This window comes from Klebsiella sp. SWET4 (assembly GCF_024296565.1).
GTDB classification, from domain to species: Bacteria; Pseudomonadota; Gammaproteobacteria; order Enterobacterales; family Enterobacteriaceae; genus Klebsiella; species Klebsiella variicola.
In genome coordinates this window covers 282,852-308,663 of record NZ_JANCOB010000006.1, presented here as the reverse complement: position 1 = coordinate 308,663, position 25,812 = coordinate 282,852, and the positions used below count along the sequence as shown (strand labels likewise).

General features: G+C 52.7%; 23 protein-coding genes and 4 pseudogenes. 18 read left to right on the top strand and 9 right to left on the bottom strand.

Annotation, left to right across the window (positions count from 1 at the left end):
• Nucleotides 1-143: 143 nt before the first annotated feature.
• Nucleotides 144-1,805 (top strand): alpha-keto acid decarboxylase family protein, encoded by a 1,662-nt coding sequence (locus tag NKJ21_RS16305; protein WP_032733521.1) that lies wholly within the window; start codon nt 144-146, stop codon nt 1,803-1,805.
• Here the strand turns inward: NKJ21_RS16305 and NKJ21_RS16300 are convergent.
• Complete coding sequence (locus NKJ21_RS16300; protein ID WP_064160756.1) at nt 1,802-3,037, bottom strand: ion channel protein; 1,236 nt, start codon at nt 3,035-3,037, stop codon at nt 1,802-1,804. The genes NKJ21_RS16305 and NKJ21_RS16300 overlap by 4 nt on opposite strands.
• 263 nt (nt 3,038-3,300) lie before the next feature.
• On the opposite strand from NKJ21_RS16300, the gene glk reads away from it, so the two are divergent.
• Entirely contained in the window at nt 3,301-4,266 is a 966-nt protein-coding gene (glk, locus tag NKJ21_RS16295; RefSeq protein WP_012540954.1) for a glucokinase, read from the top strand.
• Between the two features lie 52 nt (nt 4,267-4,318).
• Here the strand turns inward: glk and NKJ21_RS16290 are convergent, their stop codons facing one another.
• Together NKJ21_RS16290 and NKJ21_RS16285 are read right to left on the bottom strand one after the other, a co-directional pair.
• On the bottom strand, nt 4,319-5,056 hold the full coding sequence (locus NKJ21_RS16290; protein WP_254733007.1) for a LytTR family DNA-binding domain-containing protein: 738 nt from the start codon (nt 5,054-5,056) through the stop codon (nt 4,319-4,321).
• A gap of 11 nt (nt 5,057-5,067) precedes the next feature.
• Nucleotides 5,068-6,765, bottom strand: coding sequence for a sensor histidine kinase (locus NKJ21_RS16285; protein WP_012540955.1), 1,698 nt, complete (start codon nt 6,763-6,765; stop codon nt 5,068-5,070).
• Between NKJ21_RS16285 and NKJ21_RS16280 the strand changes: the two are divergent.
• Nucleotides 6,764-6,871 (top strand): annotated as a pseudogene (locus NKJ21_RS16280) (hypothetical protein); the annotation flags it as partial. The gene NKJ21_RS16285 and the pseudogene NKJ21_RS16280 sit on opposite strands and share 2 nt — an antisense overlap.
• 14 nt (nt 6,872-6,885) lie before the next feature.
• On the opposite strand, the pseudogene NKJ21_RS16275 reads toward NKJ21_RS16280, so the two are convergent.
• Nucleotides 6,886-7,059: pseudogene (locus NKJ21_RS16275) on the bottom strand (phytanoyl-CoA dioxygenase); the annotation flags it as partial.
• An 88-nt stretch (nt 7,060-7,147) separates the two neighbouring features.
• Between NKJ21_RS16275 and alaC the strand changes: the two are divergent.
• Nucleotides 7,148-8,362 (top strand): alanine transaminase, encoded by a 1,215-nt coding sequence (alaC, locus tag NKJ21_RS16270; protein WP_254733005.1) that lies wholly within the window; start codon nt 7,148-7,150, stop codon nt 8,360-8,362.
• A gap of 70 nt (nt 8,363-8,432) precedes the next feature.
• Here alaC and ypdK read toward each other — a convergent pair whose 3' ends face one another.
• The 3 genes from ypdK to NKJ21_RS16255 all read right to left on the bottom strand — a co-directional run bounded on the left by ypdK (nt 8,433) and on the right by NKJ21_RS16255 (nt 10,494).
• On the bottom strand, nt 8,433-8,504 hold the full coding sequence (gene ypdK, locus NKJ21_RS16265) for a membrane protein YpdK (protein WP_099119320.1): 72 nt from the start codon (nt 8,502-8,504) through the stop codon (nt 8,433-8,435).
• Nucleotides 8,505-8,842: 338 nt separating this feature from the next.
• Nucleotides 8,843-10,039: a cyanate transporter gene (locus NKJ21_RS16260; protein ID WP_012540956.1), complete on the bottom strand. Its 1,197-nt coding sequence runs from the start codon at nt 10,037-10,039 to the stop codon at nt 8,843-8,845.
• Nucleotides 10,036-10,494 (bottom strand): nucleoside deaminase, encoded by a 459-nt coding sequence (locus NKJ21_RS16255; RefSeq protein WP_042947286.1) that lies wholly within the window; start codon nt 10,492-10,494, stop codon nt 10,036-10,038. The genes NKJ21_RS16260 and NKJ21_RS16255 overlap by 4 nt, the downstream gene beginning before the upstream one ends.
• A 132-nt stretch (nt 10,495-10,626) precedes the next feature.
• Here NKJ21_RS16255 and cynR point away from each other — a divergent pair, with 132 nt between their 5' ends.
• Nucleotides 10,627-11,568: a transcriptional regulator CynR gene (gene cynR, locus NKJ21_RS16250; RefSeq protein WP_110195337.1), complete on the top strand. Its 942-nt coding sequence runs from the start codon at nt 10,627-10,629 to the stop codon at nt 11,566-11,568.
• Here cynR and NKJ21_RS16245 read toward each other — a convergent pair.
• Nucleotides 11,565-12,425 (bottom strand): hypothetical protein, encoded by an 861-nt coding sequence (locus tag NKJ21_RS16245; RefSeq protein ID WP_110195347.1) that lies wholly within the window; start codon nt 12,423-12,425, stop codon nt 11,565-11,567. The genes cynR and NKJ21_RS16245 overlap by 4 nt on opposite strands.
• 375 nt (nt 12,426-12,800) lie before the next feature.
• A complete protein-coding gene (locus NKJ21_RS16240) occupies nt 12,801-13,283 on the bottom strand; it encodes a WbuC family cupin fold metalloprotein (protein WP_008803899.1) in 483 nt (160 codons plus the stop codon).
• Between the two features lie 550 nt (nt 13,284-13,833).
• On the opposite strand from NKJ21_RS16240, the gene tssB reads away from it, so the two are divergent.
• From tssB to NKJ21_RS16175, 13 genes and pseudogenes are all read left to right on the top strand, one after another.
• Nucleotides 13,834-14,325: a type VI secretion system contractile sheath small subunit gene (gene tssB, locus NKJ21_RS16235; protein ID WP_032755085.1), complete on the top strand. Its 492-nt coding sequence runs from the start codon at nt 13,834-13,836 to the stop codon at nt 14,323-14,325.
• 42 nt (nt 14,326-14,367) lie between these two features.
• Nucleotides 14,368-15,180 (top strand): annotated as a pseudogene (locus NKJ21_RS16230) (type VI secretion system contractile sheath domain-containing protein); the annotation flags it as partial.
• Nucleotides 15,123-15,959, top strand: a pseudogene (tssG, locus tag NKJ21_RS16225) (type VI secretion system baseplate subunit TssG); the annotation flags it as partial. The pseudogenes NKJ21_RS16230 and tssG, both read left to right, overlap by 58 nt.
• A 160-nt stretch (nt 15,960-16,119) precedes the next feature.
• Nucleotides 16,120-16,644, top strand: coding sequence for a type VI secretion system lipoprotein TssJ (tssJ, locus tag NKJ21_RS16220; protein WP_043876241.1), 525 nt, complete (start codon nt 16,120-16,122; stop codon nt 16,642-16,644).
• 4 nt (nt 16,645-16,648) lie between these two features.
• On the top strand, nt 16,649-18,964 hold the full coding sequence (locus NKJ21_RS16215; RefSeq protein WP_239270708.1) for a type VI secretion system Vgr family protein: 2,316 nt from the start codon (nt 16,649-16,651) through the stop codon (nt 18,962-18,964).
• 1 nt (nt 18,965) lies between these two features.
• Entirely contained in the window at nt 18,966-19,520 is a 555-nt protein-coding gene (locus NKJ21_RS16210; protein WP_063267123.1) for a DUF4123 domain-containing protein, read from the top strand.
• Nucleotides 19,520-20,839, top strand: a complete 1,320-nt coding sequence (locus NKJ21_RS16205; RefSeq protein WP_254733003.1) for a hypothetical protein — start codon at nt 19,520-19,522, stop codon at nt 20,837-20,839. The genes NKJ21_RS16210 and NKJ21_RS16205 overlap by 1 nt, the downstream gene beginning before the upstream one ends.
• 68 nt (nt 20,840-20,907) lie before the next feature.
• A complete protein-coding gene (locus tag NKJ21_RS16200; protein ID WP_046882561.1) occupies nt 20,908-21,453 on the top strand; it encodes a hypothetical protein in 546 nt (181 codons plus the stop codon).
• A gap of 40 nt (nt 21,454-21,493) precedes the next feature.
• On the top strand, nt 21,494-22,237 hold the full coding sequence (locus tag NKJ21_RS16195) for a hypothetical protein (protein ID WP_046882559.1): 744 nt from the start codon (nt 21,494-21,496) through the stop codon (nt 22,235-22,237).
• Between the two features lie 27 nt (nt 22,238-22,264).
• Nucleotides 22,265-22,735, top strand: a complete 471-nt coding sequence (tssJ, locus tag NKJ21_RS16190) for a type VI secretion system lipoprotein TssJ (protein ID WP_086631341.1) — start codon at nt 22,265-22,267, stop codon at nt 22,733-22,735.
• A 502-nt stretch (nt 22,736-23,237) separates the two neighbouring features.
• On the top strand, nt 23,238-23,405 hold the full coding sequence (locus NKJ21_RS16185; protein WP_158512113.1) for a hypothetical protein: 168 nt from the start codon (nt 23,238-23,240) through the stop codon (nt 23,403-23,405).
• 660 nt (nt 23,406-24,065) lie between these two features.
• Complete coding sequence (locus tag NKJ21_RS27855; protein WP_072057619.1) at nt 24,066-24,464, top strand: hypothetical protein; 399 nt, start codon at nt 24,066-24,068, stop codon at nt 24,462-24,464.
• A 71-nt stretch (nt 24,465-24,535) separates the two neighbouring features.
• Nucleotides 24,536-25,759: a GIY-YIG nuclease family protein gene (locus NKJ21_RS16175; RefSeq protein ID WP_254733001.1), complete on the top strand. Its 1,224-nt coding sequence runs from the start codon at nt 24,536-24,538 to the stop codon at nt 25,757-25,759.
• Nucleotides 25,760-25,812 lie beyond the last annotated feature (53 nt).

Below are 25,812 nucleotides of genomic sequence, written 5' to 3'. Positions count from 1 at the left end.
ACACTAATCAATGTTCTGCATGGAGTACACTGCTTTTTGGGCGTAACTATTGCTTTACACCGGCTTTATCGTCCCCCTTCTGGACAGGCGGATCGCTTATTCAATACTCAAATTACACCTGCACCAAAATGAGGATAATGGACATGCAACCGACCTACACTATTGGGGATTATCTGCTGGATCGCCTCGTTGACTGCGGTATTGACCGCTTGTTCGGCGTACCAGGAGATTACAACTTACAGTTTCTCGATCGCGTCATCGCGCACAGCGCCCTGGGGTGGGTCGGCTGCGCCAACGAGCTGAATGCGGCCTATGCCGCTGACGGATATGCGCGCATCAAAGGGGCCGGTGCGCTGCTGACCACCTACGGCGTCGGCGAACTGAGCGCGCTGAACGGCATTGCGGGTAGCTATGCGGAACATATTCCGGTATTGCATATCGTCGGCGCGCCCTCTACCGGCGCTCAGCAGCGTGGCGAACTGCTGCACCATACCCTCGGCGATGGCGATTTTCGCCATTTCGCCCGCATGAGCGAGCAGATCACCTGCAGCCAGGCGCTGCTGACCGCCGGCAACGCCTGCCATGAGATCGACCGTGTCCTGCGCGATATGCTGACGCATCATCGGCCCGGCTATCTGATGCTGCCGGCCGATGTCGCCAGAGCGGCAGCGATTGCCCCGGCCCAGGGCTTGCTGGTGGAGCCTGCTCCGGCGGATGAAAACCAGCTCGCCGGGTTCCGCGAACATGCCAGCCGCCTGCTGCGGGGCAGCCGACGCATTTCTCTGCTGGCGGATTTCCTGGCGCAACGCTATGGCCTGCAGAACACGCTCCGGGAGTGGGTGGCGAAAACCCCCATCGCTCACGCCACCATGCTAATGGGCAAGGGGTTGTTCGATGAGCAGCTGAACGGGTTTGTCGGGACCTATAGCGGGATCGCCAGCGCCCCGCAGACCCGGGAGGCGATTGAAAACGCCGACACCATCATCTGCATTGGTACGCGCTTCACCGACACTATCACCGCGGGATTCACCCAGCATCTGGCGCGGGAGAAGACCATTGAGATCCAGCCCTTCGCCGTCAGGGTGGGCGACCACTGGTTCAGCGGCGTGCCGATGGATCAAGCTCTGGCTGCATTAATGACGCTTTCCGCCCCGCTGGCGGCGGAGTGGGCGGCGCCTCAGGTCGTGGCGCCGGAAGTGGAAGAGGAGGGCGAAGGCGAGTTAACCCAGAAGAATTTCTGGTCGACAGTGCAGGATGCGCTGCGCCCCGGCGATATTATCCTCGCCGACCAGGGGACGGCGGCATTTGGCATCGCGGCGCTTAAGCTCCCCTCTGAGGCATCGCTGATCGTTCAGCCGCTGTGGGGGTCGATTGGTTTTACCCTCCCGGCCGCCTATGGCGCGCAAACCGCGGCGGCAGAGCGGCGGGTGGTGCTGATTGTCGGCGATGGCGCCGCCCAACTGACGATTCAGGAGATGGGCTCTATGCTTCGCGATAAGCAAAAACCGCTTATTCTGTTGCTGAATAACGAAGGGTATACCGTGGAGCGGGCGATTCATGGCCCTGAGCAGCGCTACAATGACATCGCCCTGTGGGACTGGCAGCGGCTGCCGGAAGCCTTCGCCCCGGACGTTGTTTCTCGCTGCTGGCGGGTCACGCACACGGCTGAGCTACGGGAAGCGATGGCGGAAAGCATCACCTCCGATACCCTTACCCTGGTCGAAGTGATGCTACCGAAAATGGATATCCCCGATTTCCTGCGTGCGGTGACGCAGGCGCTGGAGGAACGAAACAGCCGCGTTTAGTCGGTATGTCGTTTGGCAATCATCAACGGCCTCCCGGCCAGCAGCAGCCAGGCCGGGAGCATCACAATGCACAGCAGCGGTAGCAGCGTCGTATCCGGGACCACCACGGCGGCCATAAACAGGCTCAGCCAGCCGTCGCGGGTGACGACCAGCACCATGCCGAGGATCGCGCAGGAGACGGTGATCGCCGCTGGCACGGCATCCACGTGGGCATGCAGCATCAGCCCCAGCGCCACCCCGACGAAGACCGCCGGGAAAATCCGCCCACCGCGGAAACCGCTGGCGGAGGCGAGCACCAGGGCAGCCAGTTTGACCAGCGCGATGAGCAGAAAATCCGCGGCGGTTAGCGTCTGGCTGAAAGCCAGCTGCTGCATCTCATCCAGCCCCTTAAACAGCGTTAAGGGCCCGCCAATAGTCCCCAGGATCCCCAGCAGCAGCCCGCCGATGCCCAGCGTCAGGATGGGATGTCTCAGGCGATGCATCATGGCGTGCAGGCGCGGCAGACACCAGACGGCCACCATGCCGACGGCGATAGCAATCAGAGCGACGATCATGCCGCTGATGATATCGACGAAGTGCATCTGGCCATAATGGGGGATCGGCAGCGTGAAATGTGGGTGGAAAAACAGCCCGGTCGTCAGCGCGCCCGCGGCGGCGGCAAGCAGCGGCGCAAAAAGACGATCCCACAGCGGCGACTCGTTGCTGCTGTTGAGGGTTTGCGAAAAAATCAGCGCGGCGGCCACCGGGGTGCCGAAGAGGGCGCCGATGGTGCCTGAGGCCGCGAGGATGGTCCAGTCCAGCGAGCTGACGCGCGGAAACAGCCGTGAACCGACGGCGACGGCCAGCGCAATATTCACCACCATAATCGGATGCTCCGGGCCGAGACTGACGCCGCCGGCAAGGCCGAGGATCAGCGCGGCCAGCAGCCCGGGCAGCGCGCCGGTGGCAATGGGGGCGCCAATGAGCGATTCGGTCGCCGGATCCGGCCCGGCGTGTCCCGGGCTGTAGCGGACGACCAGGCCCACGGCGATCCCTGTCGCTGTGAGCATGGCGATAATCCATAGCGGGCTGTCAGCGCTGATCCCCAACTGGGTGGGCAGATTGCTCCACAGCACGCGCTGTAGCAGCGCGGCAACCTTCATCGCGCCGATCAGGATCAGACTGCAGGCGATACCTATCAGGATGGCCGGCACCGACAGGATCAGCATTGTTCTGGCGCGAGGATGGAGCATGAAAATGTCCTTGTCAAAGTTCTGAAGCACTACTTTGCCTTCGTCGGTAGGGGCCGTCGATGCAAATGGTGCTGAAACGATAAAGTTAAGGCGGCGTCTGATATCCGAGGCGTCGTTTACAGACTACCTTGCATAGATTACAAACTAAATGTGACCTGTGTCGCTAAACAAGGGGCGTCTGCGTGTTGGACGTTGTTGTTAAGCCGCCATGAATTTACAGTGTGCCAAAAGAATTATTTTGACTTTAGCGGAGCCGTAACGGAATGACAAAATTTGCTTTAGTAGGAGATGTCGGGGGGACCAACGCCCGCCTGGCGCTATGTGATCTGGCGAGCGGAGAGATCTCTCGTGCTAAGACCTATTCCGGGCTCGATTATCCCAGTCTGGAGGCGGTGGTGCGCGTCTATCTGGAGGAGCACCAGGTGACCGTCAACGAAGGCTGTATCGCCATTGCCTGCCCGATCACCGGCGACTGGGTAGCGATGACCAACCATACCTGGGCCTTCTCCATCGCTGAAATGAAGCGCAACCTTGGCTTTGCCCATCTGGAGATAATTAACGATTTTACCGCCGTTTCCATGGCCATCCCGATGCTGAAAGCCGAGCACCTCATTCAGTTTGGCGGCAGCGCTCCGGTGGCGGGCAAACCGATCGCCGTTTATGGCGCCGGAACCGGGCTTGGCGTGGCGCATCTGGTGCACGTTGACAAGCGCTGGGTCAGCCTGCCGGGCGAAGGCGGTCATGTCGATTTTGCGCCGAACAGCGAAGAAGAGGGGATTATTCTGGAAGAGCTGCGCGCCGAGCTGGGGCATGTTTCCGCAGAACGCGTGCTCTCGGGTCCCGGACTGGTCAATTTGTACCGCGCGATTGTGAAATCTGATGGCCGCCTGCCGGAAAACCTGCAGCCGCGCGAGGTCACCGAGCGAGCGCTGGCGGACAGTTGTACCGACTGTCGCCGGGCGCTGTCGCTGTTTTGCGTCATTATGGGCCGCTTCGGCGGAAACCTGGCGCTGACTCTCGGGACCTTTGGCGGCGTGTATATCGCCGGGGGCATCGTGCCGCGCTTCCTGGAGTTCTTTAAAGCCTCCGGCTTCCGCGGCGGTTTTGAAGACAAAGGCCGTTTCAAAGCTTATGTTCAGGATATTCCGGTTTACCTGATCGTGCATGAAAACCCGGGCCTGCTGGGCTCTGGCGCGCATCTGCGTCAGACGCTGGGCCAGGTGTTATAAGCGCATCCCTCCCGGGCTACCGTCGTAGCCCGGATGGCGGGACTTCCCGCCTCTACAGATTCATCAGTTGGCGAAACTCTTTCACTTTACTGCGGCTCACCGGCACCTGAAATTCAAGGTCGCGCAGGCGCAGCACATAGGTATTGTTAAACCACGGCTCAATTTCGCGGATCTTGCTGAGATTCACGCAGAACGAGCGGTGGCAGCGAAAGAAATGTGCGGTGGGCAGTTTGCTGCAGAATTCGGTGATGTTCATCGGCATGACGAATGACTCCCGGCGGGTATAGACGAACGTCATCTTTTCATGCGCCTCGGCATAATAAATATCATGAATGCTGGTGACGATTATTCGTTCATCTTTTATCAGATTGATGGTGTCGTTTTCTCGTGGCGCCGCGCTGATCGCTCCCGCAGCGACGTTATTTTGCTGCTGCCAGGCGGCGGTTAGCTTTTGTAGCATATTGATGATGCGTGACTCCTGGTAGGGCTTCAGGATGTAGTCAAACGCCTCCAGCTCAAAGGCTTCCACGGCGTGCTCTTTCCACGCGGTGATAAAAACGATAAAAGGCTTATGGGCAAACTGGCTGATGTTTTGCGCCAGCAAAACCCCGTCCAGCGACGGAATATTGATATCGAGAAAAATGGCATCGACCTTGTTGTGCTGGAGAAACTTCAGTACGTCCAGGCCATCGTCAAAGCTGCCGACGATCTCCATCTGGCTGTGGGTGTTGATAAGCCAGGAGAGCTCCTGCTGAGCCAGAAACTCATCTTCCACAATAATAACTTTCATCTTTTCTCCGCTCATGACAACAGAGACTCCGTCAGCGCCTGCGGCGTGTGTTGATTGGGGACATAAAAGGCGATTTCTGTTCCTGGCGTCAGGGTGCGGATATGCAACCCCTCGCCGTAGAGGAGCTTCACCCGGTGATGAACGTTAAGCAGGCCGATTTTATTTCCCGGCATTTCGTCGGCTTCCACGCGAGCGACCACGGCGGGATCGATGCCGTTGCCAGTGTCGCGAACGCTGATGCGAACCCGATTGCCGCACTCGTTAATGCCGATCGTCACCACCCCCTTGCCTTTACAGGGCTGGATACCATGAACGATGGCATTCTCCACCAGCGGCTGGATAAGCAGGCTCGGGATCACGCAGCTGACGTCGTCGTCAATATCATAGATGACCGTCAGCTTGTCGCCGAATCGCGCCTGTTCAATGGCGATATAATCTTTGATCTGATACAGCTCTCGTTTGATATCAATCTGCTCATCGTCTTTTAATTCGATGTTATAGCGCAGGTAGCGTGACAGATTAAAAATGAGCTGGCGCGCGGTGTCTGGATTAAGGCGAATCGAGGAGGAGATCGCGTTCAGGGCATTGAATAAAAAATGCGGGTTAATTTTGCTTTGCAGGGCGCGCAGCTCCGCTTTGTTGGCCATCTCGCGCAGCTGTTCGGCGCGGGAGACCTCCAGCTGGGTGGAGATTATTTGCGACAGGCCAATCGCCATCTCCTGCAGCGTCGAAGTGATGCGATGGGCGTGGCAGTAATAGATTTTTAGCGTGCCGGTCACCACCCCTTTTTCCCACAGCGGGATCACCATCAAGGAGTGGATCTCCGGCGTGCGGTGGGCTTCATCATTGTTTTTTATAATGATTTTTCCATAACGAATCGCTTGTCGGGTGGTAGGGCTGATGACATCGTCGTGGTGTTGATAGTTGGCCTCCCCCACGCCCACGTAGGCCAGTACATGTTCGGTATTAGTGATCGCCACCGCGTCAGCGGTAATGTCGCGGCGGATAATCTCGCATACCTGGCGCAGAGAATCGCTGTTAACGTGACGAAACAGCGGCAGGGTTTTGTTAGCGATATCGAGCGCCAGTTTTGCCTGCCGCGCCGCGCTGGCCTCCTTTTCCCCTTCCACGCTCTGCACCAGCAGCACGATAAAACCGATGCAGACGCTGCCGAGGATCATCGGGATACCAATTTTAGAGACGATATCCAGGCCGAGGCTCAGGGAAGGCGCCCAGACCACCACCAGGATCATGGTCAGGGTCTCACACACCATGCCGGCCAGAATGCCGATTTTCCACCGTTGATCGCGGGCCACTTTACGGTTAATCAACCCCGACAGCAGGCCTGCGACAATGCTGGTGATAAAGCAGGGTACAGCGGTGACGCCATCGATATCAATCAGGTAGCGGTGTACGCCGGCAATCACCCCGACAATTGCCCCTACCCACGGACCAAACAGGATCCCGCCGGACATGACGGCGATAATGCGTACGTTTACCAGCGAGCCTTCCACCGGGACGCCGGACCAGGTGCTGAACAGGGCGAACAGCGAGAAAATGGCGGTCACGGCCAGCAGCTCTTTCGGCGTATGGGCCGACTTATGCAACAGTTCGCGGAACAGGCGCAGGCGAATGAGGAAAAACAGGCAAATAAGCATCAGGGCCGCACGATCATAGACCGCCAGCATCATCGTAAAAATTTCGTGCATGGGTGCGCCGCGTCAGTGGCCAGAAAAGAACATGATAAAAAACCTGACGGCAGAAGACCAGCCGCAGAAATATAATGAGGAAAAGGCATACTTTTTAAAGGGGATTGGAGGGGGGCCACCGCGAGAGCGGCAGCCCTGGCTTTTAACGATAAAATTCTGTGTTAAGAAAGATATCAATGTGTTACCACTCTTATACAACTCTGGAATATTCCGGCGATGAACTGCCGTATTTAGCGCCGTCGATACCCGTTTTATATGCCAGGGAATATTTTTTACCGGCCCTCTCGACAACATGTTTTTTTTCAGGTTATTTTCTAAACGAGCCGCAACAGCGGCAGCGTCGCTCGGACGGTCCGGGCGCTAACGTTAATCAGAGGAACCTATGGCTGAATCCAGTCCTGAACGCCGTTTTACGCGTATCGATCGTCTCCCCCCGTACGTTTTTAATATTACTGCTGAACTGAAAATGGCTGCGCGCCGGCGCGGCGAGGATATTATTGATTTCAGTATGGGCAATCCCGATGGCGCGACGCCGCCGCATATCGTGGAAAAACTTTGCACCGTTGCCCAACGGCCTGATACCCATGGTTACTCTACCTCGCGGGGGATCCCGCGCCTGCGTCGCGCCATTTCACACTGGTATGAAGAACGCTATAACGTTGACATCGATCCGGAATCGGAAGCGATCGTCACCATTGGTTCGAAAGAGGGGCTGGCGCACCTGATGCTGGCGACCCTGGATCATGGCGACACGGTGCTGGTGCCAAACCCCAGCTACCCGATTCACATCTATGGCGCGGTGATTGCCGGGGCGCAGGTGCGCTCGGTGCCGCTGGTGGAAGGGGTGGATTTCTTTAACGAGCTGGAACGCGCCATCCGCGAGAGTTACCCGAAGCCGAAGATGATGATCCTTGGCTTTCCCTCGAATCCAACGGCGCAGTGTGTGGAGCTGGACTTCTTTGAAAAGGTCGTCGCCCTGGCGAAGCAGTATGACATCCTGGTCGTCCACGATCTGGCCTATGCCGATATCGTGTATGACGGATGGAAAGCGCCCTCCATCATGCAGGTGCCCGGCGCGCGCGATGTCGCCGTCGAGTTCTTTACCCTGTCGAAAAGCTATAACATGGCCGGCTGGCGCATTGGCTTTATGGTCGGCAATAAGACCCTGGTGAATGCCCTCGCTCGCATCAAAAGCTATCACGACTATGGCACGTTTACGCCGCTGCAGGTGGCGGCGATCGCTGCCCTTGAGGGCGATCAGCAGTGCGTGCGTGAAATTGCCGAACAATATAAGCGCCGTCGCGATGTGCTGGTGAAAGGGCTCCACGAAGCCGGCTGGATGGTGGAATGTCCGAAAGCGTCCATGTACGTCTGGGCAAAAATACCGGAACCTTACGCTGCCATGGGCTCGCTGGAGTTTGCGAAAAAGTTGCTTAATGAAGCGAAGGTCTGCGTCTCGCCGGGGATAGGCTTTGGCGACTATGGCGATACTCACGTCCGCTTCGCGCTGATCGAAAACCGGGACCGTACGCGCCAGGCGATCCGCGGCATCAAGGCGATGTTCCGCGCCGATGGCTTGCTGCCCGCCGCGAGCTAGCGCTTCGGCGAATACGCCATAACAAAAACGGGAGCCAGTGGGCTCCCGTTTTTTTTGACACCGCTGCAGTCTAGATCATCAGGGCAAAAGTACCGGCCCAAACGATGACCATAAAAGAGAGGCCCATAAAGAAGTATTTCACGATTCATCACTCCACGCGCTTGTGCGACGTTCAAATGAATTAATTGTTCTGTTATTCCTGGGCTGTCGCAGGTGAAAAATCACGTTGCGGCAGCTCGCAATTCTGTGCGCTTTGTGCTCCAGATGGCGCTAATGTACGCCTAAAAAATGAGGGAAACAAGTGGCATTTTTTTATTAATTTTTAGTTACTTAGGAGTGTCGTGATTCGGCGACACATTAATTTCACCCGGTAATAAATTTCACGCCAGCGACGCTGTTAAAACGGATTTTGGCGATGGGCAAAATGGAGGACGGCCAGCGAGGGCGCACGCAATTTCTTTGCTACGCGCCGCCGCCGATTTAATGCTGGTCAGAGGCGCGCGGCCGCCACTCGGCCGGGTAGTGAGCTGGTATAAAGCGCAGTGTGAGCGCCATGAGTAGCAGGACGCAGAGCGCATGCCAGGACCAGTCAAGCGTGTAGTTCCCGCTCAGGCTGCGCAACAGACCGGAAAGCCAGGGGGAGAGGCCTGCGATGATAAATCCGATACCCTGCATAAACGCCACCAGCCGGCCGGCTACCGCCGGTTGTCCGGCGTGATCCAGCGCCAGCACCAGGCACAGGGGAAAGGCGCCACCCAGACCCACTCCGCAGGCGATGGCCCACAGCGCGGGGACGTGCTGCGGCAGCCAGATGAAGCCGCAGAAGCCAATGAGCTGTAGCGTCAGCGCGAACAGCAGAAGCTGGCGTCGGTCATCCTGGCGAGCCAGCGCCGGGAGCAGCAGCGCCCCCGCGGTTTGCCCGACGGTCAGCAGCGCCAGCAGTGAGCCGCTGTACTGGGCGCTATCGCCAAGCTGGATATAGTAGGGCGGCAGCCAGGCGATCAGACTGGCGTAACCGGCATTGATCAGTCCGAAATAGAGTCCCAGCGTCCAGGCGCGGCGCTGGCCAATAATCGCGACCCGGGGGGAAGCGCTGGTCTGATGCGGTGCGCGAGGCAATTGCCGGCAAATCGCCAGCCAGCCGAGCAGGGCCAGCAGGGCAGGGAGCGCCCACCAGGCCAGCGCCTGGTGCCAGACCGTACTGCGTGACGCCAGCCATGGCGTGAACGCAGCGCCTAACCCGCCGCCGCCCATCAGCGCCGCCGACCATAGTCCCATCACCAGCGGCGTACGCCGGGCGAACAGACGCTTTATCACCGCCGGGATGGCGGCCTGGATAATGCCGATGCCAATTCCCCCCGCAAGGGCGCTGCTGAGCAGCAAACCGCTATGTGGGGCGCTTTCCCGCAGCAGGGCACCCGCCGCGATAATCAGCAGGCTCAGCGCAATGCTGCGGTTTTGACCAACAGTGCGATCGACCCAGCCGCCGGCCAGCGCCAGCACGCCCATCGCGATGACCGGCAGGGCGGTGAGGAGCGCGACCAGGGTATAGCTCATCCCGCTGGCGGCGCGGATATCCGGCAGCAAGGGACCTATCGAGGTGAGCAGCGGACGCATGTTTATCCCAATGAGTACCAGGACACACAGCGTCAGATTCTGTCGCAGCATGGGCGTCATGGTTGCTGTTCCGCCCAGCGCTGATAAAGTGCCGGCCCCTCCGGCTGCGGGCAGTGGTGGATTGGCAGCGTCTGCCGGGACAGCGGCTGCTGCAGCTGCTGATAAATCGCGGTGGTTGAGAGCTGAAAGGGTTCGCCATCCTGATTACTGTTGGCGAAAAATACTTCCCGCACGCCGGTTAAATAGAGTGCGCTCAGGCACATAGGACAAGGTTGCCCGCTGGCATAGATAACGCATTCGCGCAGCACCTCGCTTCCCAGTCTGGCGGCAAGATTGCGAACGGCGTTCAGTTCGGCATGCGCCGTTGGGTCACCGTTCAGATGAAAGGTATTGACGGCTTCGGCGACAATCTCATCATGCCGCACCAGAACGGCGCCGAAGGGGCGGCCACCGTCAGCAATATTTTGTTTTGCCAGCGCTAATGCGCGCTGGAGATAGCGATCGTCAGCGGACATAGTCACTCCTGCATAAGATGATGTTGATGGTGAAAAACGCAGAGGATGATAGTCAGAGGGTACGTATCTTGTTTCATAAGTTAAAAGACTTATTTATGATGAACCCTATTTGAATTGCTTATAGGTAAGCGGATGCTCCTGCGCCATCTTTCCTACTTTATCGCCGTGGCAGAACATCGTGGATTTACCCGCGCCGCCGCGGCGCTCCATGTCTCCCAGCCTGCGCTGTCACAGCAGATCCGCCAGCTGGAAGCGATGCTGGAGGTTCAGCTCTTTGACCGCTCTGGTCGTTATACCCGCCTGACCGATGCCGGAGAGATCTGGCTGGAGTATGCCCGCCGCGTGTTACGCGATCTTGAGGAGGGGCGGCGCGCCCTGCACGACGCAGAAGATCTGCAGCGTGGTAAACTCCGCATCGCCATGACGCCGACCTTTACCACTTACATGCTGGGGCCGCTGGTGGAGGCGTACTATCGACGCTACCCCGGAGTGAAATTGCTTATCCAGGAGATGAACCAGGAACGGATGGAAACGATGCTCCTGGAGGATGAACTGGATGTGGGAATTGCCTTTGGCGAGAGCCTCTCGCGGGATATTGTGGTTCAGCCGCTGCTGACGGAAACCCTCGCGCTGGTGGTGAACCGTGCGCATCCGCTGGCTCATGAAAGCCACCTGCAGCTGCAGGCTCTTGACGCACAGCCGCTGATTTTACTGAGCAGCGAGTTTGCCACCCGGGAGCAAATCAACCGCTATTGTCGCCGCCATCGGCTCGAACCTGACGTGCGGATGGAGGCCAACTCCATCGGCGCCGTACTAACGGTTATTCGCGGCACGCCGCTTGCGACGCTGCTGCCAGCGGCGATCGCCGGACAGTATGATGACCTCGTGGCCATTGAGCTTAAGCCCGCGCTGCTGCAGCGCACGGCCTGTTTGCTGCAGCGCCAGGGCGCATGGCAGAGCGCTGCGGCGCGCGAATTCATTGCGCTGGCGCGGGAGATCGCGGTAACGCTTGAGCAGGAAAACGGCCAGGCCCTGTATGAGGACCTGCGTCACTTGCCGACGATCCTGGACTAACGATCGGCTTCGCTGAGGATATCGGCCTCATCGGGCAGGGTATTCTCCCGGAGCATGCCCTCTTCTTTGAGCCTTTCCAGTACGTGATGAAAGAGCTGAGTCTTGTCTGGCTCGGCCATATTCTGTAATTTCTCATTAAATACGGTATGGGACTGAATAAGGTAATGGATAAATTCCAGCAATACCTCATTTTGCGGCAGGACGGTTAATTCCTGATGGATGTAACTGGTTTGTTCCAGCAGCGAATTTTTTGTCACGTCCATAGGCCGGGCGCTAATACTGTGAGCGTATATTTTCTCAATGGCCTGGCTGGTGATATAGATGCGGTTCAATGATATAGCAGTGTATTCGTCTTCATCCGGAATGAAATGACAATAGACAAACGGTTTGTCGGGCAGCATCATGCTGAGTCTGTTTTCGTAAAGAATATCATCAGGCGCCTCCAGTAGCGCCATTAAATTCCGACTGTGTGGGTGCCAGAGTCCGGATGCGGACACTTTTACGTTAAACTGCGTCACCGTATTTCCGCGTAATGTTTCCACCATCGGAATATCGCCATCAAGCCGCAGAATGCTGCGGATATGGGAGTGGGGTGACCAGAAAGTCTCCACTTCCTCGGCAGAGGTAAGCGGATTAAGCGCGGTGGTCACGTCTTTTTCCTGATGAGAAAGGACGGCTATTTTTAATGTTCCCCGCGTCGGATTAAGCTTCAGACAGAGATTGATCGCACCAATATCATGCCAGTGAAGAATGTCTTCAAGTTCGCAGTTTAATAATTTTTGCGCCCGCGCCAGAGAGCAATACTCCATTGGCGGTAAATTATTTAGCTTCCAGATATTCCGTTCTGTAATATTCATAAGAATTGTACGTCGATGAAAAAATAAATCGCCATGGTGAGCAAAAAACACCGATGACAAGGATTTATTCTTCCCGCTGACTTCCTTTACCTGATTAACAAAACCCATTCACATTGAGAATAATATGTCGATAAATTGGCTGTTTTTATTGTTTTGCTGCCGCGTATTTACTTTATCCCGTTATCTTATCATCTCTTATTCGTAGAGAAAAATAGTTTGCTCAATATAAGCATTTCTTTCTGGCAGGAATCTTTTTGCAGGAATGTTGAAGGCGAGCACGAGCGGAGTACGAAGAAAGGGACAGTCAATTGGCGACCTTCGTGGTCGGCAGGGGGGCAAACAGACGCCAGTCGCGTCTGTTTGGTGTAGCTGTTGTTATTGTGGCGTCGACAGAAAACGGTCACCCGGCTGCGCGATGGCATACCATGCCATCATCTCTGCGGTGCCCGGTTGGCCTTCGGCAGGCGCCCAGGCCATGGTGTCAACTTCGGCAAGCGGCTGATAAGCACCTTGCTTAACTTCAAAAACCATCCCGCCCGGGTCGAGCGAGAGCACCGTATGCCAGGTACCGGCTTCCATTTCCAGCGCCGTGCAGGTTTCACCCAGCACCACCCGGCGGGTGACTACGCCATTGTCATCAAAATTCAGTACCACAAAGCGGCCTTTCAGGGGCAGCAAAAGTTCGAAGGTATGTCTGTGCCGGTGCGGACGGATATAGGTGCCGGGTTCCATCGCAATGGCGAGGCGCTGTACCGGGTCGCTTAGTTCGGGATGAAAATTGCGATGGGCACGCAAGCGCGGTGCACTGGCTGCCGCTTCGCTCTGCTGCTGCATATCGCTGAGGGTGATCTGTTTCATATCAACGCCTGGCTCCTGTATCGTCTAGAGAAGGTTGCACTGGGGTAGTGGCTTGTGACTGTTTAAGCCAAGGGGCATTGTACGCGGAATTGTGAGACATGTGTCTACATCATCGGTAACAGATGATACCGTCACACCGTTACATCATGAAGGTAGCTGTAGAAATGTGAAAGTAAGTCATTTTTTTGCTGAGTATTAGTGTAAATGCGTCAATACATCTTTTGTTATAATTCTTCATGCCGCAATATCAATAAATTTATTAATATTGACGCTCTTAATATATCAATCTTGATTTAAAGCAAATTTGTGCTGATTAATTAAATCATTAAATGATAGTTTTATGGCGTGGGATTTTTTAATGTTATGCGATTTTTATCTTTAATGATTGATGTAATTATCATTCATTATTGATATGAATTGTTGCTGTATTTGTATTGTAGTTTTACTAATAGCTGGTGGCTTGCTGTTTTGTTCAGCGTTGTTTTATCATTGCCCCTAATTAAGTATAAGGCGAAAATGCGTATGATAATTAACTAAGGAAAAGATAAAAGTGGCTGATACGTTCCAGAATGAAATCCCCAGGGCGCGCATTAATCTCAAATTATCTCTTCATACCGGCGGCGCGCAGAAGAAGGTCGAACTGCCGCTGAAGCTGCTTACCATTGGCGATTTTAGTCATGGTAAGGAAAACCGGCCTTTATCGGAAAGAGAAAAAATAAACGTCAATAAAAATAACTTTAACAGCGTACTTTCGGAATTTAGCCCGGAAGTTAACCTCTCGGTGCCAAATACGCTGGCCGGCAATGGTGAAGAGGAGAACGTCAGACTGCGTTTTACCGACATCAAAGATTTTGAACCGGAGCAGGTTGCCCGGCAAATTCCGCAACTCCGCGCCATGCTGGCGATGCGTAATTTATTACGCGATCTCAAATCCAATCTGCTTGATAACGCCACTTTCAGAAAAGAGCTTGAGGCAATCCTGAAAGATCCGGCGCAGTCCCAGGAATTACGCGACGAAATGAGTGCGCTTGCCCCGAAATAACGGCGGGGCAAGTCTGTTAATGGATTAACCGGGAAAATGCTAATGTCTGTTACCACAGAAAACGCCCCTGTTCAGGGGCAAACCACGTTGCAGGAAAATAGGGCGGGCGAGGGCGTTTACGCCTCGCTGTTTGAAAAAATTAATCTCGCCCCGGCGTCTTGCCTCGGGGATATCAACGACTTTCTGGACGATGCCGCGCTCTCCGAGGCGTCAGCGGCGGAACGTCTCACCGCGGCGATGCAGGTGTTTATGGAGCGCATCCGTCAGTCCGGTCAGCGGGTGGAAAAGCTCGACAAAACGCTGATTGACCACCATATCGCCGAACTGGATTTCCAGATAAGCCGTCAGCTGGACGCGGTGATGCACCATCAGGAGTTTCAGCAGGTCGAATCCCTGTGGCGCGGCCTCAAACAGCTGGTGGACAACACCGACTATCGGCAGAACGTCAAGACGGAGATCCTTGACGTCGCCAAAGACGATCTGCGCCAGGACTTTGAGGACGCGCCGGAGCTTATCCAGAGCGGACTCTACTGGCACACCTATACCGCGGAGTATGACACTCCCGGCGGCGAGCCGATCGGCTCGGTGATCTCGGCCTATGAGTTCGACGCCAGCCCGCAGGATGTGGCGCTGCTGCGCAATATCTCCCGCGTCTCTGCGGCCGCCCATATGCCGTTTATCGGCGCCGTCGGCCCGGCCTTCTTTCTCAAAGAGACCATGGAAGAGGTGGCTGCTATTAAGGATATCGGCAACTACTTCGATCGCGCGGAATATATCCGCTGGAAATCATTTCGTGAACGGTCCGCACGACATTTCTCGGGGTGTATGGCGTGGACTCTCCTCTGCCGACGTCCTGGCTGGATGATATTGCGCAGCGCCGCGAAGGTTACGAGGCGGCCACCTCGTTTTTGGATATATTCAGCCACCGGATCACCACGCAGTATTACCGGATCTGGCGAAAATACGCCTGGCCGGCCACTTTCGAGGCCGGGGGCCGTGATGCCACCTCTCAGTGTTTGCTGGGGCTGGTGGGACTTGGTATCCCGGGCACGGCGGAACAGGTGGCCACGCCGGTTTCCCGTTTCCTGGCCCTGCTGGGCACTATGCGATTACCCACCCGTAACGCCGAAGGCATTCGGGCCCTGGTGAGCCTGCTGGCACCGAATACCCGGGCAATTATCACCGAACCCGATCCGGTTAAGGTCCATATCGGTAACCGCAGTGGGCTGGGGACCGGAAACCGCATCCGGCTTTCGCAACGTGCCACGCTGGGCAAAACGGCAAAGGAAGCATGCTGCCGGGTACTGGTGACGCTGGAGACAGCGGATCCTGACGAGGCGGAAGGCTGGTTACCCGGTGGTGCCCTCCATACCGATTTGCTGGTCCTGTTGCGTGTCTATCTTGGCTACCGCAGTGACGCCCGACTGCGCCTCACCGTACCCGTGCGGTTGCTGCCTGAGCCCCGCCTTAGCACAGGCAGGCGTATCCAGCTGGGCCGTACCGGTTTGCTGGGTTTGAAAGCGGGCAAGCTCAGCAATAGCCGGGAGAGTCTGACCGTCAGCCTGGGCTGTTATGAAGGGCTACAATGCTCGGTTTTATCTCCCGCTGAAGACGGGCATTACCGCTTCGACTAATCATCAATCAATCATTCATTCTCCCCACAATACTTCTGATTGCAGGAAGGCGGCAAACGCATGAGTCTCCGGGAGCATAGATAACTATGTGACCGGGGCGAGTGTGTGCAGCCAACGCATCAGCAATCAGAAGTAGGGAGGGGGTAAAAGGAGCTTTTGAATGGCAACAATAACCCGCTGGTGGGCGCTGACGCTTATTGCCTGCGGTCTGCTCACAGGCTGCGGTCTGACGCAGACCGTCACGGACGGTACGGTCAGCATCACGAAATCCATCTTCTACAAAAAAATTAAAACGCTGCATCTGGATTTTACCCCGCGCACCGCCATCAACGCCGATGGTGCACAGACGCCGCTGGCGACCATGGTGCGGGTTTATCAGCTCAGGGATCGTAAAGCGGTTGATGCCGCTGATTACCAGACGGTGCTGCGCAGGGCCGATACGGTACTTAAGGACGACGTGCTGGCATCAAAGGAGCTGCTGGTGATGCCCAGTGGCAGCGTGACGCTCAATATGCCTATGGATGAAGAGGCGCAGTTCGTGGTGGCGGTGGGGCTGTTTAACCGACCGGATCAGAAGGACAACCGCTGGCGCCTGGTACTGACCCGTGACGATCTTGACCCGGACAAACCCCGTACGATTGAACTGGGTGATGGCTGGCTTAGTCTTGTACCGATAAAGGAGTGACGTAATGGATAACTGGCTGGCGCTTTTTGACGGGCAGACCCGTTACTTTCTGGATATCAATGACAGTTCGGTGAAGCCGGATGTTTTGCGCTTTCGCGGCCGGGAAGCCCTGAGCGAGCCGTTCAGCTGGGACATCGAGTTCACCACGCTTCAGGCGAACATCCCCCCGGAAGAGGTGCTGATGAAATATGCCTCTTTCCGGATGCGGAGCGGTAAAAGTGTTCACGGCATGGTGACCCGCCTGGAATGGTTGTCCACCTCTCAGGACCAGTCTCACTACCGGCTTACGCTCAGTTCGCGCCTGGCGCTCCTGGGATACACCCGACAGTGCGCGGTATATCAGAACCAGTCCGTTCCTGAGGTGGTTGAGCAGGTGCTACGCAAACATGGCCTGGAAGGACCTGATTTTGACTTCTGCCTGGAGCGCAGCTACCCGGCGCGGGAAATTATCACCCAGTGGCGGGAAACGGACCTTGAGTTTATCCGGCGCATTCTGTCTGAGGTGGGGATTTACTGGCGCACGGAGATGGATGATGTGCGCGGTCTGGATACCTATATACTGGCCGACAGCCAGCTTAACTACCACTTTGATGTACAGTTGCCCTACAGCGAACCATCGGGCCTGTTTGACGGCGCGGCAGAATCGGTCTGGGATGTGCGGACCTGGCACAACATTGCCACCGGCACCGTTGCCACGCGGGATTACAACTACCGGACCGCCGCCACGCCGATGGATGCCACAGTCAGCGTGCGTCATGATGCGGTCACCACCGGGGAGCATTACCGCTACGCCGCACCTTATCGTGACGCGGGTGATGACGCCAGCCCGGAGCCGGAAACCGAATCCGGGGCGTTCTATGCGCACATCCATCACGAGCGGGAGCTGAATAAATCAGCCCGTATTCATCTGTTCAGCAACGCTGCTCATCTCACACCCGGACAGGTGCTGGAGCCGCTGGGCGATGTCATTGCGGCCCTGAAAGAAGGCGTCGTCCTCACCCTGGTGACCTACCGGGGGGCCCGTGATTCCCGTCTGCATGTGTCAGTCTGGGGCCAGCCTTATACCGAACGTTACTGCTTCCGTCCGGTAGAGATCCCTCGCCCGGTCATCCCGGGTACGCTCCCGGCCCGGATCGAAAGTCGCGAAAAAAATGATACCTACGCACACCTGGACGAGCAGGGGCGCTACCGGGTGAAGCTGGACTTCGACCGGGAGGGGACGGAGCCGGGTTACGGCTACCTGTGGCTGCGGATGGCGAAGCCGTATGCCGGTGAAACACTCGGCTGGCATACGCCGCTCATCGATGGAACCGAGGTGGCGATAGCGTACAGCAATGGCGATATTGACCTGCCGTACATCGCCTATGCGCTGCACGACTCCGAACATCCCGACCTGGTGAACCGGGACAATCACACCCGCAACGTGCTGCGCACCCCGGCGAACAACAAGCTGCGGATGGAAGACAAACGGGGTGAGGAACACATCAAACTCGCCACGGAGTACGGAAAGACGCAACTGAACACGGGCCATCTGGTGGACGCGCAGGGGCAACGCCGCGGCCAGGGAATCGAGCTGCGCACCGATGAGTGGGGCACAATCCGTGCCGGTAAGGGGCTGTTTGTCAGTGCGGATACACAGCCTAAGGCGCAGGGGGAAGCGCTGGACAGGAATGCCGCGCTGAAGGAAATCGACCGGCTTAACCAGCAACTGCAGCAGCTGCAAATGGCGGCAGAGCAGGTTCTGGCGCTGAAGGCGGATGTTGACAGTCAGATAGCGATGTTTGAGCAGCGGCTGAAACCGCTCAATGAGGCGCTGCTGATGTCCGCTCCGGAAGGGATGGCGCTGACCAGCGGGGAGCTCCTGCAGATGACGGCCACGAAAAATGTCGCCATTAACGCAGGCGGGGATATCAGCACGGGTGTCAGGGGCAATATGACGGCGCTGGCCGGGGAGAAGCTGGGGCTCTTTGCCCGGACCGGTCAACTGAGCCTGAAATCCGGCGAAGGGCCAGTGGAGGTGCAGGCGCAGAATGCCAGCCTGCGGCTGTTTGCGGAGAAGAAGCTGACGCTAAGTTCGGCGAGTGACATCTTGTTTGCCGGGAAGAAACGTATCACGCTGATTGGTGGCGGGAGCTACCTGCGACTTGAGGCCGGGAAGGTCGAGTATGGTACGACGGCGACGTATATACGGAAGGTGAAAAGGACGATGGCGGCAGGGGCGGCGAGTATGTCACTACCATTCAGGGAAAAAGGATTATGCCTGAGCTGTCTGATGGATGCAGCAATGAACGGGACGCCTGTTGTATTGAGGGGGAATTAATATGACAGAACAGCATTACGCATTACGGGAATTTGCACTACTCAGAGAAAAATATGAACTTCTGAATTTATTCTCCCTGGTGGATGGTATTCAGTTTGATCGTTTCTTTGATGAGCCGCTTAAGGAAGATAAGGGTATTCGCTCTCTTTTCAGTTTACCGGAAGATAAGGCGCTTGCATTTGCGGGGCCATGGTTGCTGGATGTGTCAAAACTATCAAGAGAGTATTTAGTGAAAATCAGCCAGTTGGAAGAAAAATACCCTGCGGTATCATGGATTATCAGTGAGCAACCTTTTGAAAAACTGGCCCGGCATCTGGAATCTGGCCTGATGGTTTCACTGCCTTCGAAAGATAAAGGGGTGTTTCGTTTCTACGATAGCCGGGTTTTGAAAATACTCCATGAGCTTTTGTCGCCGGAGCAGTTTGCATGGTTGATGAAATATTCTCTGCGATGGTTTTTTCTCAGTGAGGGCGAAATTAACTGTTATCAGTGCAGTGCCGGAGTGTTAGAGCATTGTATTATTGGAAATAATGAGCTGGGCAGGGAAGTATTATAATGGCTGAAATAGCATCTTTGGACCCCACAACCATGTCGAATTGCACCGGTGAGGCAGGTGAACCTGCTACCAGATGTAACCAGGAATTTAGTCACCGGATAAAACTTGTCCCTGTTGATGGAGCGTCGGTGTCCCTCAGGGGTATTCCTTGGTCTGTTCATTTTGAGGAAGAAAAATACAACAGACAGGGCATGACGGATGCGGAAGGTAAAACAGAACGAATTAAGACATCACAGCCTAAAAAACTCTTTGCGCTTGTTGGAAAATTAGCTGAGGGATATCGGAAACGTGGGGGCAGCTTTGGTTCATTAAAGGAGATAGAAGAGAGAAAGATATCCTTGGTAACGGCACCTAAATATCCTGAAAAAGAAACTCCTTATTGCAGTGGATATGATTACATCACTGTGGTGGGAGCCAGAACGGCACCAATGGACTGGCGCTGGCAGGGTGGATTTGGCCTAACAGAAGAGAGCAAAGGCAATCAGTATCGGTTTATTAATTGTGGGTTGCGCCAGTTGCGGGATTTTCCGCAACCCAGTAAGAATGGTTATTCTGTACAGCGTATTATGGTCGTGTTTCAGCAGGGGTATAGTGAGTATGATATTGGCAAAATAAATGAATATTCTGAAAAGCAAAACTCCCGAGTTGTTTATGTAAAAAATAAAGATGAATTGGTTTCATTTCTCAGGCAGCGTAAAACCAAAAAAAGGCTCATAAAGAAAATGGTGTTTTTCTGTCATGGTATCATTAATATTGCTTCTTTTCATTATGCCGGGGATAATAAAGATGCGGGTGAGTTTTCCATAGATGATATTAACAATATCTATGAGTCTGTTTTTGACTATGATGCAGAAATAACAACTTATGCCTGTCGTGCCGGGATCTCGGTGGATGGTGATGATATGGCCGTGAAAGATGCTGGGCAAAAGCAAAGTCCGGCACAGAAAATGGCTGATTCGTGGGATGTAACAGTAAGCGCTTTTGAGATGCGCTCAAGTTATGTTGGTGTTTATGGTACAGGAACGGAAATAAAGAATGCAGAAAACTATGATAAAGTTATCCAACAATATGAAACAGAAATGGATGAGTATTATAAAGAAATAGCCAGAGGTAATAAAAAGGCTAAACAACCTGAACGTCCGGAGAACTACGATGAAATAAAAAGAAGAAATACAGATATTAAAGAGCGAAGCAAAAATGAGAAAGATGGTGGCCCTATTGCTCCTAATGGAGCGTGGCGTTTTCCTACAACAGGTGATACTCCATCTGGATTGAAAAAAGGACTGCAACTATATCAACCTTTAGAGTGGAAAAAATAATGCGATTTCGAAACGTTTATGGTGCATTATTTATAATGATTATTTTGATAGCCGTGGGAGGAGTGTATATGCATAGAGATTATTATCAAATGGCAGTTTTAGTTAGTGCGGATGGTGAGAGTAGTCCTGAGTGGCCTAATAAACGCAAGTGGTTTGATGCGAGAGAATGGCTTGAAACATCACAATATATTAAAATTGATGATTTTTATGTGCTTAATGAAAACTATATCCCAATAGATGTTTTGGATGATTTTGGAATAACGCGTAGGCTACAGGATTCTATAAAGGAATCGATAAATATTGTACCTGCTTTATCATCTCTAAATGGCATAGATGCAATTGTTTTTTTCGATTTAATGAAAGATAATCTATCTTACGAGTATTTAAGGACGGAGTTTAATAATCAAACATTGAAACCAACAGAAGATTATTTTTTGATATTTTTTACTTATGCAAATCAAACGTATGAAGTAGAGTTGTTAAGAACACCATATAATAATGGGTTTGTGTTTATGGCCAATGGTAGTCTGGTTCATAAAGCTGGTTACTGGCATTCGACATCTCCGGCTGGATACTCTTATAGAGATTACATTGCAGGTAAGCCTGTTAAATAATTTTATTTGTTATATTTCATATTGCAGGAGTTTAATATTGATGGAGTTCAGTGATAATCAGGTTAATATGCTAAAAAAGGTATCTGCTGAAAATTACATCAGTGAAATTATCGAACATTGCGAGATTATGTTCCCACTGTTAATTCCCTTGCAAAAGAAGGATGATTTTCGTTCCTGTATTCAACAGAGCATTGTTTTTGCAAAGAAAGCCGGTTATACCCAACGAGGACCGGTTCGCCTTTATATTGATATGATGATTATACTTGGTTCTGATTTCGGGAGGGAACCGCTTTTTCAATCATTAAAAATTAAATATCAAAAAGATCTTCCACAAATAGAAAGGAGTTTAAGCCTTTATACATTACTGAATGATTATATTGCGAAAGTTTATGGTGAAGACGGATGCTTTTTTAAGAAAAGCTTTGAAATATTTAAAGGTTTTAGTGCTGAAGATTTTACCGTTAAAATAAGTTCCAGTAATGCAGGGTTGCACGAATTATTAAGGGGTGTATATCCGCAGCGATATGATTTTGCAGGTTATAACGCTGTTAATGATTTAATTGCTGTTTTGGATGAGGCTTGTGAAACATATAAAGTTAAGCGGCTTTATCATCGATTATATTTAGCTCTCATTATGTTTTTATTTGGTTGCTCATTTGAACAGGATATTTTTCGTGGACATCTTATTACTGAACCATTAATGAAATATTTTAATAACGATGATATCAGCGGCCAAAATATTATTGTGTCGTCTTACGCCTCTTTTCAGGTTAATCATGGTTAATATCATTAGTAACTTCATAATACTCACATCACATCTCTATCCTGGCGGGAACTGACGCTTATTGCCTGCGGCCTGACGCAGACCGTCACGGACGGTACGGTCAGCATCACGAAATCCATCTTCTACAAAAAAATTAAAACGCTGCATCTGGATTTTACCCCGCGCACGGCCATTAACACCGATGGAGCACAGATCCCGCTGGCAACGATGGTGCGGGTTTATCAGCTCAGGGATCGTAAAGCGGTTGATGCCGCTGATTACCAGACGTTGCTGCGCAGGGCCGATACGGTACTTAAGGACGACGTACTGGCGTCAAAGGAGCTGCTGGTGATGCCCAGTGGTAGCGTGACGCTCAATATGCCCATGGATGAAGAGGCGCAGTTCGTGGCTGTGGTGGGGCTGTTTAACCGCCCCGATCAGCAGGACAACCGCGGGCGCCTGGTACTGACCCGTGACGATCTTGACCCGGACAAACCGTTCACGATTGAGCTAGTGTAAAGATCCTAGTGAAAAGATCCTAGTGGTCCTGTTTCAATGATTATGGCTGCATATGGGAATACTATTATCCCAAAACACATGGATGGCTTATGGCTATTGAAGCAAATGATATTTTAATGAATGAGGTTTAAAGGGGAGAACTATATGCAATATAGTCTACTATTAAGTTTATGTACTTTATTATATACAGCTATCTCTATAGCAGAGAGACCTAAAATAGCAGAGAATGATTTTTTTACCATTAGTGTTAGTTGTAACGGTCAGAGAGAGTGTATCTACAATCGTCAGAGTGAAATACCTGTCGTTGTGAGCCTTCGAAATATTTATTCTAAAGGTTTCTATATATCTTTGGGGTATATTGAAAAGACAGGGCCTAGTGTCAAGTTAACTGACCGCGACAATAAAAAAACATGCCACTAAAGCCAAATCTTGTCAGTTGGGATTTAAAGAAAAGAATGGTTTATATCCCTGAAGGAAAAATGTTGAATTTACCTGGGCTCTATTGGATAGAGATATTTCACCATTTATAAATGATGGTGCCGTTAATGTTGATGCTGATTTTAAGATCAGAACTAAAATATATGACATCGAGGAAAATGAAATGGGTGAGTTTATTTCGTTATCAAGAATAATAATAAAGGGAAGTGATTTGAATGAAAATAAACGCTGAGCAATTCGCATTGTTAGATTCGTACTCTACATGATTTTTATGTTCGTAAACTAGTGGGATATTGCAAATCTATTTTTTCGTGGATATATTTGTCCTTGCGTGAAAAAAATCAAGAAATTATTTCTTAAGCAGATATGCTGAAAGATTGGCTAGGGAATTAGGTATTAAAACGCGTTATCTAAGTGTTATTGACTAAACTTTTTACTCTATCGGTTTGATGCGCTTCTTCCGAACAGTGAGCTATCGGGTCTGTTCGATAGTGCGGCATAATCGGTCCGTGGGGACGGACCCGGCACAACATTGCCACCGTGACCACACAGGATTACAACTACCAGAACGCCACCACACCGATGGGTGCCTCAGTATTTGTGCGTCATTATGCGGTCACCACAGAAGTCGTGGTTGCGTACAGCAACAGTAATATTGACCTGCCGTACATCGCGTATGCACTGCACGACTCTCCGGCGTAATGGATATCCTGACCACGTTAACCGGAATAACCACACCCGCCATGTCCTGCGCACACCGGCCACCAATAAGCTGAAAACGGAAGAAGTGATAATTTATCTGTCAGTTAATCATTGCGTATTCTCTGGCGAATCAGTTAATAACTGACAGGGAACAGAACCCCAAATAACGAAATACAACACGGATATGGAAATGAAAAAATTAATTCTTCTCTTGCTTTCAGGCATTTTGTTGACCACTCAGGCTGACGCTGCTCGTGGAAGAAAGCCCTGCTCCGGTTCAAAAGGCGGGATAGCGCATTGTACATCCGATGGCCGGTTTGTCTGTAATGACGGAAGCCTGAGTCAATCAAAGCGATTTTGCGCTGGATATGGTGATTCTGTAACTCGCGAGCGGGTTAAACCTTCCACCCCCTCCCATAAAACACGAATCAAAAAGGCGACAACAGCGAAAAAGCAAGAGCCACAACGCGTTATTGAAAGCGATGAGCCGGTCGAAACACCAGCCCGCCAGCCCACCTGTGCACCTCTTTATATGGCCAGTAAGCCCGGCTTTACCCATTTACCGATTTGTTCCGGAAATCAGTATTAACAGGGAGCGGAGCATCATTTTTCTGTTATTCCGCGTAATTCATCAAGATTAAAATAAAACAGGAAGTAAATATGGCACGAAGAAAAAAGGATGATAATGTTGCAATTCTCATTTTGGTCATTATAGGCGTGATGGTCTGGGGAGTTTATGTTGCGGTAAATGCATTAATCTATCTTAATGAGCGATTCATTGAATCCGTATCGAATCCGGCAGGCGTTATTGGTTTGTTCTTTGGGTTACTGCTAGCCATTGCACTGATAATACGGATTATTATTTATCGCGGCTTTAGAAAAAAAGCCGCAGACCTGGCAAAAAAAGAGAAAGCCTTTGACGAAGTCGTCAGTACCGAAGTGGCTTGCAAGCTGTATCAGGAAAAGCAACAGCTTGCCGGTCAGTGGGATGAATTTCGCAATGCCAGAAATAAAGCCTCCAGGGCATTGCAGCGTATTGTGGACTCCGCGTATAAATTCAAAGTCAAAACACTACTTTCCGGCACCACGGTAAATAACTGGCAAAGCAAATACGACCAGCTCAGGAAGGAGAGAGACGCTTACGCGGCCATTAGCGAGAAAATCACCTTTCTGGAACTTGAAGATAACGCCGACTGGGAAGGTGTAAAGCAGCAGTTTCTGGATAAGGTCGCCCTGCTGGAAAAAGCGCAGGGAGAAAAAGAGTATCAGGCTGAGCTTAAGCGTCAGATGCGGGAAGAAAAACAGCGTCAGGATGAACTGGAGCAGCAGCAGCGCGAAGCGGAAGAAGAGGAGCAACGCCTTGCTGAGCAGCAGCGTTTATTGGAGGAAGCCCTTCTCGCCGCTGAAGGCACACACCGGGAAGAGCTGGAAAGACAGCGTCTGGAGCTGGAGCAGAAAATCCAGGAAGTACATCAGCAGTATGAACGCGCCAAATCCATGGCCCAGCTCACCAGACAGGGACATGTGTATGTGATTTCGAATATCGGCTCCTTCGGTGAAAATGTCTTCAAAATTGGTATGACCCGACGGCTGGAACCTATGGAGCGAGTGAAAGAGCTAAGTGGAGCGGCGGTACCTTTTGATTTTGACGTCCATGCCATGATTTCCTGCGACGATGCCCCCGCACTGGAAATAACGCTGCACGATCGCTTGGAAAATTATCGCATTAATAAAGTTAATCTGCGCAAGGAGTTTTTTCGGGTTGAGCTTAGTCGGATTATTGATGAAGTTGAGCGCCATCATGGTCAGGTTGAATATGTTGCCGACCCGATAGCATTGCAATATCTGCAGAGTCTTGAATATGCAGAAAGCGAAGCTGCATAAAATAGGAGGCTGGATAGTTACACGTGTGTGAAAGCGCTTTTGGCAGTGATGAT